This window comes from Arthrobacter sp. (genome assembly GCF_031179985.1).
Taxonomy (GTDB): Bacteria; Actinomycetota; Actinomycetes; order Actinomycetales; family Micrococcaceae; genus Arthrobacter.
In genome coordinates this window covers 49,396-60,363 of sequence record NZ_JAPSHJ010000013.1, presented here as the reverse complement: position 1 = coordinate 60,363, position 10,968 = coordinate 49,396, and the positions used below count along the sequence as shown (strand labels likewise).

The following is a 10,968-nucleotide window of genomic DNA, read 5'->3' as shown; positions in this document are numbered from 1 at the left end:
GGGCCCGTGCTAACCCCCAACTTACGAAAGTCCTTGACCATGGACACGAGTACGAAGTACTCCATTTCCCAGTAGTTGCCGAAGTAGGAAGAACAGGTGTACTCATGCCTCGCTTGTTTGCCACCGAAAAAAACAAGTAGTTGTGAACATTACTGTCTCTGCATGGACAGGTGGTTCCCGACCTGATGACGGGTCAGAGGCGAACGGCAGAAGCGAGCTGATCCCGGCCGCGAATGCCAAGTTTGGCATAGCTGCGGTAAAGGTGCCCTTCAACGGTTCGGACCGAAACCATGAGTCTGTCCGCGATTTGCCTGTCAGTCAGCCCCTCGACCGCCAGGACAACGATGTCCCGCTCACGCCGCGTCAGCTGGACTCCGGAGGACGACTCGGAGGCCGCCCCAATGTCAATAGTGACTCGAAGTTCCCGATCACAATCATCCCTGCGGGCCGCTGCCTCCCGTGAGCGGGGCCGATCGCCGGCAGTGCCGTAGCGGTCAGCTGCAGCTGCAAACAGGTTCCGTGCAACCCGTATCAGTCCGGCCGCGTGCACAGCTTCTCCTGCTTCCAGGTAGTCCGCAGCGGTGCCTGAAAGATGCGCGGCGGCAAACTTATGCCAAGCACCGGCCCAGGAGCCTTCCATATTCTCTGTCAGGCTGGCAATCCGGGAGTAGTCGCCGTGATGGCCCAGTTCCGCGGCCACAGCGTGGATCAAAAGCTCCGCGCCTGGCGACGACACCACCGAGGGGTCATCAAGAAGTGCCAGCAAAGTAATCGGGCCGCCATCCCCGCCCCGTAGAACGTCAGTGCTTGCAGCAGAAAAAATCCGGGCGTACTCGGCGTCGAAACCCCTCCCGGGGGTCTCGAGGTAATCAAAATCCTGAAGGAGACGCCGGGCTTGCACTGTGTCTCCCGTCCTGGCAGCGGCGTAAGTCGCCGCCGCGAGAGTCACCGGCAACAGGCCAAGCGGGTCGTTCTCCCGCAGGGCTTCAACGGCCGGAAGCAGATATGCCCCCGCCGTATCGAGCGTATCCCGCAGCAGGAGGGAAAGGCCGCGCCAGCTTTGCACGGTCCCCCCGAAGGTGACCAATGCATGGCTTCGCTGCCTTGTATACGCTCCGAGGTAGTCCTCCACTGCTATCCAATGTCCGGCGGACATTGCTGCACCCAGCTGGCGATGGAGCACAAACTCAGGGAAGAAGAAGAGTTCGCTGCCGTCCGCGGTGAGGAGTGCATGAGCTTCAGCTGCGATGTTCTCCGCCGACTGGGGCCGTCCCTCCGAACGAAGCACTTCTGACCGCATGGCCAGCATAAAAGCCCGTCTGGCCGGCGACCCTCCACTCAGATCCTCTCCTGGCCGAAGGGATTCGAATTCATCCAGGTATTTGCCCAGCGACCGGTAATCGGCAGCAGCACTCAGAGCGAAGAGTTCCAAGACGATCCAGTGCCGCATCTCGCTGCCCGAGGTGTCCGACAGTTCCCCCGTTTTGGCAGCATGGCCGTTAATGTCCAGGAGTCGCCGGGCATCTTCGAGGAACGCCTCCGGAATGTGCCCCAAAGCGGCGTGGGTGCAGGCCCAGAGGAGCACATCCCCGGGGTTCCGTGCAGGTTCCCCGTCCGCAGCAAAATGGAGATCCAGCTGCCTGGCTGCCTCCTCATAGCTGCCCCGATTGTAGTGGGCCCTGGCCATGGCAACCTGCCCGCGTTGGCGGAGATCGGGGTCACGGATCCGGGCGGCCGCATCCAGTGCCAGCGAGTCCTGGAACAGTCTGGCGGCCAGGACGGATGCCTCCAGCAATTCCGCATCGGGCACTTCGGCTCCGCATTCGAGTGACCAGCTGACCATCCGCAGCATTCCCTCGGCCGTGGCGGGGTGGTGATCTGCATGCTGAAGCAGCTGTTTGCGCAAGTGGAGGCTTCTTGATGCTGAGACCATGCGGCGAATGGCTCCGCTGTAACTGGGATACCACAGCCTCAGCTCGGCCGACCCCCCTGTTGACTCCCGGACCAGCTGGTGTTCCAGGAGGGAACGGACAGCCGGAGCACCGCACACTTCTTCGATAAGTCCTCGTGGAACGGGCTCAGAGAGCGCAATCAGCTTCAGTGCCTCCTGCTCCTCAGCGCTCCTGCGCTGCAGCTGCTTCGCTACGACGTCGGTGAGCTTACGTCCACCCGACGGCCAGGAGCCCAGGAGCAGCCAGATGCTGTTCCGCTTCACCAAGGATCCAGACTCGATAGCGTCATTCAGCAGGCAGTCCAGCAATAAGGGATTACCCCCTGATTCTGCCCAAAGAGCCTGCACAGTACTTTCAGGGACGATGCCTTCCAGGGCATGGGCCACCGCTTCCGCCACCTGCTCCTGCGTCAGCGGCCGGAGATCGATCCGGTCCGCGAGTCCGTCGTACCAAAGCTGGTTCATCGCAGCAGGAAGGCCCGGCCGGGAACGGCCAGTAGCCAGCACACTTGCCCAGCCCGCAGAAACCATGTCAACGACAATGCTTGCAGTGGCGTCATCAAGGTGATGGGCGTCGTCGACCACCAGCAGGAGCGGGCCGTCCTTGGCTGAGCGGAGTTTTTGGAAGTAGGACCAGACAGACCTCAGAACAGCGACGGGAGACACGGCGTCCTCCGCCGACAGTCCGGAGGTATAGGGCGCCAAAACGCCGAAGGGAACCTTGGCCAGCGACGAACTTCCATGGATCCGCAGGACATTCATGTCCCGGGTAAGCCGTTCACTGATTGCTTCGACCAAGGCGCTCTTACCGATCCCGGGGCCGGAGATCAGAAAAACTGCCTGGCTGGTTTTGTTGAGGATCGTCTGGCAGACGCGTTCCATCGTCTCCCGGCGTCCGGTCAGCTGCCGGTTCACCGAGCCTGACTTCGGAACGCGGCCGCTAGACGAGTCCAGGCAAATCACCCCGTGAGGTTACGCCAAGCTTAGTGAAAACCTGGTAGAGGTGACCCTCGACAGTGCGGACCGAGACGCCCATCTCCTGGGCGATGTCACGGTTGGAGGTGCCCCGCCCCGCCAGGCGCGCTATCTGCCGTTCCCTTGCGGTAAGGAGTGGACTTCCGCTGCTGGGGACAATGGGCAGGCTGCTGACCGTGGAGGAGAGATGGTCCAGCCGTGCCTGCGCAGTCCGGGCAGAGGTTGAGTCGCCGGCCATCCGGGCAAAATCAACAGCAAGGGCCACACAACGTGCCTCGACGACGTCGAGCTCCATTGATGCGGCGAGCTCACCTCCGGCGAGCAGGACTTTTGCGTTCTTTGTCCGGGTGCCCACTGCTATGAGCCTCGACATTTCGGCCATCGGGCCCTGCCGATGCCCCGCTACGGTTTCGAGAAGGCGCAAGTCGTCCTCTGAACCGTTCACAGTTGCACCGAGGAGACTGATTCCGGCCAGCGTAAACCTGCCCTCGACAATGTCCTCGCGTGCGGAGGCCAGTAGCCTGTTGGTTGCATCGCCGTCCCCCAGCCACCGGCCTGCCATGTCTGCACAGAAGTTGGTGACTGTCCTGATGGCGAAGGTACATTCGCCCCGGGACGTGCGGAGCTTTTCAAGGTACTTGCGCGCCTGGCCGGCGTCGCCAATCTGGGCATAGGCAAAGGCCGTTGCCGCATAGGCAGCCTGGAGCGTGTTCATGACGGGCCGAAGCTCAAGCTGTGCAACGGAGGAAAGAAGGGACTCCAGGGCAATGGCTCCGCGTCCCGAATAGACGTAGGCAAGTCCCGTGGACAACTCTGAAGCGGACGTCCGGAATGCGAGGCCACGGGCGTCCTGGGACCTGGGAGGGTTGACGAGGTCGAGGCACTGCCGCCATCTGCCTGCCTGAAGCAGCACGGTAAATGCCCGGATCGAGAACTTTTCGCGAAGACCCACGATGTGTCCGGCGTCAGAGAGCTGGCCGCCGAGCATCCGCATGAGCTGCAGGGCATCCATCTCACGGCCCATGGTTGAAAGGGCTTCCATGAGGATGATGGCCGACTGCATCCTGAACCAGAGATCATTGTTCAGCTGGGGGTCGGCCGCCTCTTCGAGGTCCTGGACGATATTGGCAAAATTTCCTGTGAAGGCATGGTATTCGAATTCACTCAGGCTGATCCTGTTAGCGGCCGCTGCCAGCGGATCGGGCCAGGACAGCCTGGTGCCGCGCTTCACTCCGAGGCGCTCCCGTGCCTGCCCCAGGAGTTCGGGCACCTTGCTCTTATGTTCGGGCAACCACACCATCACGTCGCATTTGGCAGCAACAACTTCAGCGAAGTCCAGGTCAGCGAGTTCCTGCAGTTGAGCCGGAGTGATGTCGTCGAGGGCCGCCATGGCTTGCAGCGGAAGATCCAGGAGCAGACAGGACGCCGCCTTTTGGCGCTGCCCCGCCACCCATTCGTCGTCCGATTTTTTCAGGCTGCCGGCACAGGTGAGAGCAAACCTCGGATCGAACAGCTGATTGGCCGCCTCAGCTGCCGCCAGCGCGACGGGCGGCCGCAGTTCGGCCTCGCATTCATGGGTCCACGCCGCGAACCCTATGAGCTCTTCGAGTGTCATATGCGAGACGTCCGGCTCACGGTCGCCCAGGAGCTTGGTCCGCAACTCCCTTCGCCGCGCGACGCTCAGCCACGACCGCACCACATCACCGAGGTACTGTTCCCTGAGGGTCACCCAGCGGTTGTCGGAACGGGCCACGCTCAACAACCCTGCGTCTTCCATGTCAGCAATGATGTCCGTGCCGAACACGCCCGTCAGCCTCGCCAGGGAAACAGTCCGCGCGCAGGACAACATTTCAATGACTGCCCGTGTCTCGGGGGTTTCGCGCATCCAGCGGGAGCGGACGATGTCATCGAGCCCGGTGCCGCCGTCGAGAACCACTTTGTCCCGCAGCGTCCATACCGAGTCGGAAAGGATAAGGTTCCCCGCCAGTTGCTGCTCGGCCACAAGTGCCTTCAGGAGCATGGGGTTGCCGCCAACGATGGAGTGGAAGGTACTCACGAGCGAGGAGGAAACACGATGGCCAAGCAAGGAGAGCAGCACCTGCTTGGTCTGCAGTTCGTTGAGGTTCTCGAGGCGGACCTCGGTGAGCCGCCGCTCCGTCAAAAGCCAGTGGAAATCAGCCGGCAGATCGCTGATGTTCGGGGCAATCGCGATGATCCTCGCAGTGCGTGTCAGCAGGATGTTCAGCAGCACCCCGGCACTCATGTCATCCAGGCTGGCTGTACTGTCCAGCGTTATGACGCACTCCCGTCCACCGGCATCGTTCCGGATGAGGGAAGTGATGCCTTGGAGGATAGCGGTGGGCGATCCCATGGCGGCCTGCGGCAGGCGGGCGAGGAGAAATGCAAGGCAGCCATACGGAGTCTTTGAGCCGGCCAAAGTGTTGCGCAGCTGGAGGGTAAAGACTTCGGAGCCCAATTCCATGACAGCGGTTCTGGCCAGTGAAGACTTCCCCACCCCGCGTGCCCCGGTGATGACAACGCCCAGGGAATCGGCGTCTGTCAGGGCGGCGCGGATGTGGCCGAGATCAGCGCTTCGTGCCGGCAGTGACCATTTTTGATGCTCGTCCGGACCGGCAAACGTCACTGGATCAGCAAGCGCGCTACCAGTAGACCCACGTCCCCAGCTGAGTGGCTCGATTGACATGAACTTTTCCTTACGTCCCGCGTGGCGGGTATAAGGCTTTTCTGGCCTTCCCCCGCTTACGAGCAAGACTACCCCGTGGCCCCGACTGTAAAACAGGGCAGCTGGCACCTAGATTTCATCAAGAATTGCGCATTCCGACGCCGTCCCGTCACGCCCCTGAAAGGGACGTACTCCTTGCCCTGACAAAGGCCGCTCCGCGACCTGCCGGACGTCATGCTTTGGCCGGATGAAATTTCTGCTGGGCGACTGTCAGGCCGTCCCTGACGAGGAGTTCGACGGCGTCGGCGGCCTCATCCACGAGGAAGGGGAGATCCTTCTTTTCCGTCGTCGAGAAATCTCTCAGGACGTAGTCTGCCGTGTCCATGCGACCCTGCGGGCGGCCTACGCCTACGCGCACCCGCAGATAATCTTTGGTAGCCAGCGCCTTCGAAATGTCCCGTAGGCCGTTGTGCCCGCCCTCCCCGCCACCGAGCTTCAGCTTGACTGTATTAAAGGGAATATCAATCTCGTCATGGACAACAACAACGTGCGCCGGATCCACTGAGTAGAACGCGGCCAGGCCGGAGACAGGACCGCCGGAGACATTCATGTAGCTCAGGGGCTTGGCCAGCACCACTCGCGGCCCCCCGGGGCCCAGCCGGCCCTCCAAAACCTGGGCTCTCGCCTTATGCGTCTTGAAGGTGCCGCCCAGACGGGCTGCAAGTTCGTCCAGGACCATTTGGCCCACGTTGTGCCTGTTGCGGCTGTACCCGGGTCCCGGGTTTCCAAGGCCTGCTATCAGCCACGTCTCAGTCATGAAATCCATCCTAGGTTGGCGAACGCCCTGTTTTTGCAACGCAAGCCAGAGAGTGCCCGCGAAAGCAATGCAGGGTCAGGACGGCGCCGGGAAACGGCAGTGGCCGGGTCCGCCCGGACCCGGCCACTGTTTTTAACTTGCCTGTGCTACTCGGCGGAAGCGGCGGATGCCTCGCCGGCTTCAGCCTCTTCGCCTTCAGCGGACTCGGTGGCCTCGGAGATGTGGACCACGAGTGCGTCGGCGTCGGCCAGCAGGACGGAGCCCTTCGGCAGAACCAGGTCCGATGCGTGGATGTGCTCGCCGGCCGTGCGGCCTTCGATGTCGACCTCGACGGCGGTGGGCAGGTGGGTTGCCTCGGCCTCAAGGGAGATGACGGTGAGTTCCTGGTTGTAGACGTTGCCCGGAGCCAGCTCGCCGGTCACGTGGACGGGGACGTCGACGGTGACCTTTTCGCCCTTGATGACGGTCAGCAGGTCAATGTGCTCGATGATCTGCTTGATTGGGTCGCGCTGGATGTCCTTGACCAGGGCGAGGTGAACGTCGCCGTTGATGTCCAGGGAAAGCAGGGCGTTGGCCTTGCGGACAGCGAGCGTGGTGGCCTTGCTCGGGAGGGTGATGTGGATCGGCTCTGCACCGTGTCCATAGATGACGGCGGGAATCTGGCCGGCCATGCGTGCGCGGCGGGCGAAGCCCTTGCCGAATTCGGTGCGTACTTCTGCTGCGAGCTTCTGCTCAGACATGTCGATCTCCTTGAAGGCTAAATTGTGTTCAGCAAGGGCGGAGGTCTGTTGCGACCTTCAACGCCGGCCAGCCTTTTGCGGCTACCCTTCACGAAGGAGATTCAGACCCAGTCGATAACGGAGACTGCGGTATTGATCCGTAAGTTACCGGAACTAACGGCCGCTCTCCCTCGCCAAGGTATCGTCAAGAAGTTTACCAGCGTCGGGCCCGATTCCTGAAAACGGGCCCGCCGCCGGCTTGTGCCAATAGCCGGGAAATTGTTGCCGACCGCGCTCAGGCGTTGCCGTCGAACAGGCTTGTCACCGATCCGTCGTCGAACACTTCGCGGATGGCCCGGGCAATCAACGGTGCGATGGAGAGCACTGTGAGTTGCGGGAAACTCTTGTCGGCGGTGATCGGCAGGGTGTTGGTGACCACAACTTCACGCGCCCCCGATTCAGAGAGCCTGCGTGCGGCCGGATCAGAGAATACGGCGTGGGTGGCTGCGATGATGACGTCCTTGGCCCCGGCGTTCTTGAGGACCTGCACTGCACCGGAGATGGTACCACCGGTGTCGATCATGTCATCGATAAGGACGCACGTCCGGCCCTCAATCTGGCCCACGACGGTCTTGGAGACCGCCTGGTTGGGCACAGTCAGGTCGCGGCTCTTGTGGACGAAAGCCAGCGGTGCGCCGCCGAGGCGTTCCGCCCATTGCTCGGCAACGCGCACGCGTCCGGTGTCAGGGGAGACCACCGTAATGTTCTCAGCGTCGACGCGGGTGCGGATGTAGTCGGCCAGGAGCGGGATGGCCATCAAATGGTCCACAGGGCCGTCAAAGAACCCCTGGATCTGGGAAGTGTGCAAATCCACACTCATGATGCGGTCGGCACCGGCCGTTTTGTAGAGATCTGCGATCAGGCGGGCCGAAATGGGCTCGCGGCCGCGGCCCTTTTTGTCCTGCCGTGCATACGGGTAGAACGGGGAAACCACGGTGATGCGTTTGGCGGAAGCCCGCTTCAGCGAATCAATCATGATCAGCTGCTCCATCAGCCAGTTGTTCAGCGGAGCGGGATGCGCCTGGATAACGAACGCATCGGTACCGCGAACGCTTTCGCCGGCGCGGACGTAGATCTCGCCGTTCGCGAAATCATAGGCGTCAACTGGCAGCAGTTCTGTGCCGAGCTCCTTGGCGATCTCGCGGGCAAGGTCGGGATGGGCCCGCCCAGCAGCGAGTACCAGCTTCTTCTCGCCGCGCGCCGTAATTTCGGTCATGGTTGCTTGCCCTCTTCTGTTGATGCCGGAGTGTTTGAGGAATCTTCGCGGTGGGCTGCTTCTTCCGCCAGCTTTGCCGAGACGCTGCCTGGCCTGTTTGCCGCCACCCAGCCTTCGGCGTTGCGCTGCTTGGCCAGCGACAGTGCCAGTGCGCCGGCGGGAACGTTCTGCCGCACGACGGCACCCGCTCCGGTGTAGGCGCCGTTGCCTACCTCGACAGGGGCCACGAAAACTGTATTTGAACCTGTCCGTACACCGGAGCCGATCACCGTGCGGTGCTTTTTCTCGCCGTCGTAATTTGCGGTGATGTTCCCGCAGCCGATGTTGGTGTCTTCACCGATCTCAGCGTCACCGGCATAACCAAGATGGGAAAGTTTAGAGCCGCGTCCGATCGTGACGTTTTTGGTTTCGTAGAACGCGCCGATCTTGCCCGTCTCACCCAGGACGGTACCAGGACGGAGGTAGGTAAACGGCCCGACGTTCGAACCGGCTCCAAGAACCGCCCCGGAGCCGTGGGTACGGACGACGGTGGCGCCCTCCCCCACGGTCACGTCGGTCAACGTGGTATCGGGGCCGACCACGGCGTCCCTCGCCACGTGCGTGGCGCCGTGAAGCTGGGTGTTGGGCAGCAGCCGCACATCTTCCTCAATCATCACGGTCGAGTCGATCCAGGTCGTCGCGGGGTCAACAACGGTGACTCCTGCGCGCATCCACGCCTCGACAATGCGGCGGTTGTGCTCCGCACCCAGCGCGGAGAGCTGGACCCTGTCATTCGCGCCTTCAACCTGCCAGCGGTCAGAGGTGACCACCGCCGCCACGCGTCCGCCTGCAGCCCGGGCCAGACCGAGGACATCGGTGAGGTACTTCTCGCCCTGGGCATTGTCCGTGGTGATGTGGCGCAATGAATCCCGCAGGACCGCAGCGTCGAAGGCGTAGATTCCGGAATTGATCTCTTTTATGCCCAGCTCGACGTCGGAAGCATCTTTGTGTTCGCGGATCCCTGCGACTGTGCCATCGAGGTCCCGGAGAATCCGGCCGTAACCTGTGGCGTCCTCGAGTACAGCCGTCAGCACAGTGACAGCATTTCCCTCCGATTCGTGGACCGAAATCAGGTCGGAGAGCAGTTCCCCGGTCAGGAGCGGGACATCCCCGTAAGTGACTACAACAGTTCCGGTGAGCGGCGCGGTGCTGTCCAGGGCCTCCAAGGCAACTTCGACTGCGCGGCCAGTGCCGGGAAGTTCGTCCTGATCCACGATCAACGCGGAAGGATCCAGCTCATTCAGGTGGGAAGCGACAAGATCACGTTCATGGCGGACCACCAGAGCCAGCTGCTTCGGGTTGACGGAGCGGGCCGTGTGGAGGGCGTGCCCCACAAGCGAACGTCCGCCAATTTCGTGAAGGATTTTTGGTGTGCGCGATTTCATCCGGGTACCGGCACCTGCAGCCAGGACGATCACGGCGGCGGGACCAGTATTTACGGGGCTCACGTACAGAGTCTCCTTGCTAGATTGCTCAGTGGATCGCGCGTTCAGTGTGCTTCGTGCTGGCCTATGATGCGGCATGCGATCCGGAGCTGCAGTCCGGTCGCGGCATCAAGATCATCCTACTGGACACGCTTTCATACCGGCCCGGGTTTCCGGTAACCCGGCTACTGCGGCAGTTCCGCCCATAGGATTCGAACCTATACTCCACGGCTCCAAAGGCCGGGGTGCTGCCATTACACCAGAGCGGACCGCGCCTCGGGGTGAAGCCCCGCGGCACGAGAATCAATTCTGCCATGAACGTCGGCGCACACGCGACTCAGCACCCCAAACCCTCCCCCGGCCACCACGCCTTATAGGGCATGATGGAGCAGTGAGCAAGAGCGCAGGCATGCCCCGCGGGGCGCAGAACCCCACCGGCACGCCGGCCGGGGACCCCCGCCACACCCCGCGCTCCCGAATGACAGGTCTGCAGCGGCGCACCCAGCTGATTGAAGTGGGACGCGGGCTTTTCGCGGTCCGAGGCCTTGATGGAACCACGATTGAGGAAATCGCTGCGGCTGCAGGTGTATCCAAGCCGGTCATCTATGAGCACTTCGGATCCAAGGAGGGCCTCTACACGCAAGTGGTGGAAGGTGAGTTCCGCATCCTCCTGGCGTCCATCAATGAAGCCCTGACCGAGGAAGCCAAGCCCCGGGTTTTGGTGGAACGTGCCGCATTGGCCCTCCTTACCTATATCGAGGACCGGACGGACGGCTTCAGAATCCTGATGCGCGACGCGCCGCCGTCCCAGCCGGAGGGCGCCTTCTCCACCTTGCTTTCCCATGTCACTGCACGCGTGGAGCATATCCTTGCCGACGAATTTGCCCGCCGCGGCTTCAGCTCGGCGGATGGCGCAATGTACGCCCAGATGCTGGTGGGCATGGTGGCAATGACCGGGCAGTGGTGGCAGGACAGCCGGCAGCCGGACAAACGCGAAGTAGCCGCCCACCTCGTGAACCTGGCCTGGAACGGTCTGACAGGCCTGCAAAAGGAACCAGAGCTCCACAGCGAGGACTAGCCCGCC

The 10,968-nt window shown here is 62.2% G+C and carries 7 protein-coding genes and 1 tRNA gene; 1 reads left to right on the top strand and 7 read right to left on the bottom strand.

Going from position 1 to position 10,968, the window contains the following annotated elements; all coding sequences use genetic code 11:
* Positions 1-193: 193 nt before the first annotated feature.
* The 7 genes from RIN13_RS08605 to RIN13_RS08575 all read right to left on the bottom strand — a co-directional run bounded on the left by RIN13_RS08605 (position 194) and on the right by RIN13_RS08575 (position 10,153).
* Positions 194-2,866 carry a LuxR C-terminal-related transcriptional regulator gene (locus RIN13_RS08605; RefSeq protein WP_309106914.1) on the bottom strand — a complete coding sequence of 891 codons (2,673 nt, stop codon included), beginning with the start codon at positions 2,864-2,866 and terminating at the stop codon, positions 194-196.
* 25 nt (positions 2,867-2,891) lie between these two features.
* The gene (locus RIN13_RS08600) at positions 2,892-5,630 is read right to left on the bottom strand and encodes a helix-turn-helix transcriptional regulator (RefSeq protein WP_309106913.1); all 2,739 of its coding nucleotides are present in this window, start codon (positions 5,628-5,630) and stop codon (positions 2,892-2,894) included.
* 211 nt (positions 5,631-5,841) lie between these two features.
* Positions 5,842-6,426 carry an aminoacyl-tRNA hydrolase gene (gene pth / locus RIN13_RS08595; protein WP_309106912.1) on the bottom strand — a complete coding sequence of 195 codons (585 nt, stop codon included), beginning with the start codon at positions 6,424-6,426 and terminating at the stop codon, positions 5,842-5,844.
* A 146-nt stretch (positions 6,427-6,572) separates the two neighbouring features.
* On the bottom strand, positions 6,573-7,166 hold the full coding sequence (locus RIN13_RS08590; RefSeq protein WP_309106911.1) for a 50S ribosomal protein L25/general stress protein Ctc: 594 nt from the start codon (positions 7,164-7,166) through the stop codon (positions 6,573-6,575).
* Between the two features lie 274 nt (positions 7,167-7,440).
* Positions 7,441-8,421, bottom strand: a complete 981-nt coding sequence (locus RIN13_RS08585) for a ribose-phosphate diphosphokinase (protein ID WP_247044377.1) — start codon at positions 8,419-8,421, stop codon at positions 7,441-7,443.
* Positions 8,418-9,908, bottom strand: coding sequence for a bifunctional UDP-N-acetylglucosamine diphosphorylase/glucosamine-1-phosphate N-acetyltransferase GlmU (glmU, locus tag RIN13_RS08580; RefSeq protein WP_309106910.1), 1,491 nt, complete (start codon positions 9,906-9,908; stop codon positions 8,418-8,420). Before glmU ends, RIN13_RS08585 begins: the two co-directional genes overlap by 4 nt.
* Before the next feature lie 173 nt (positions 9,909-10,081).
* Positions 10,082-10,153, bottom strand: a tRNA-Gln gene (locus tag RIN13_RS08575).
* Positions 10,154-10,362: 209 nt separating this feature from the next.
* Here RIN13_RS08575 and RIN13_RS08570 point away from each other — a divergent pair.
* Positions 10,363-10,962, top strand: a complete 600-nt coding sequence (locus tag RIN13_RS08570) for a TetR/AcrR family transcriptional regulator (protein ID WP_309106946.1) — start codon at positions 10,363-10,365, stop codon at positions 10,960-10,962.
* The last annotated feature ends 6 nt before the right edge of the window (positions 10,963-10,968 follow it).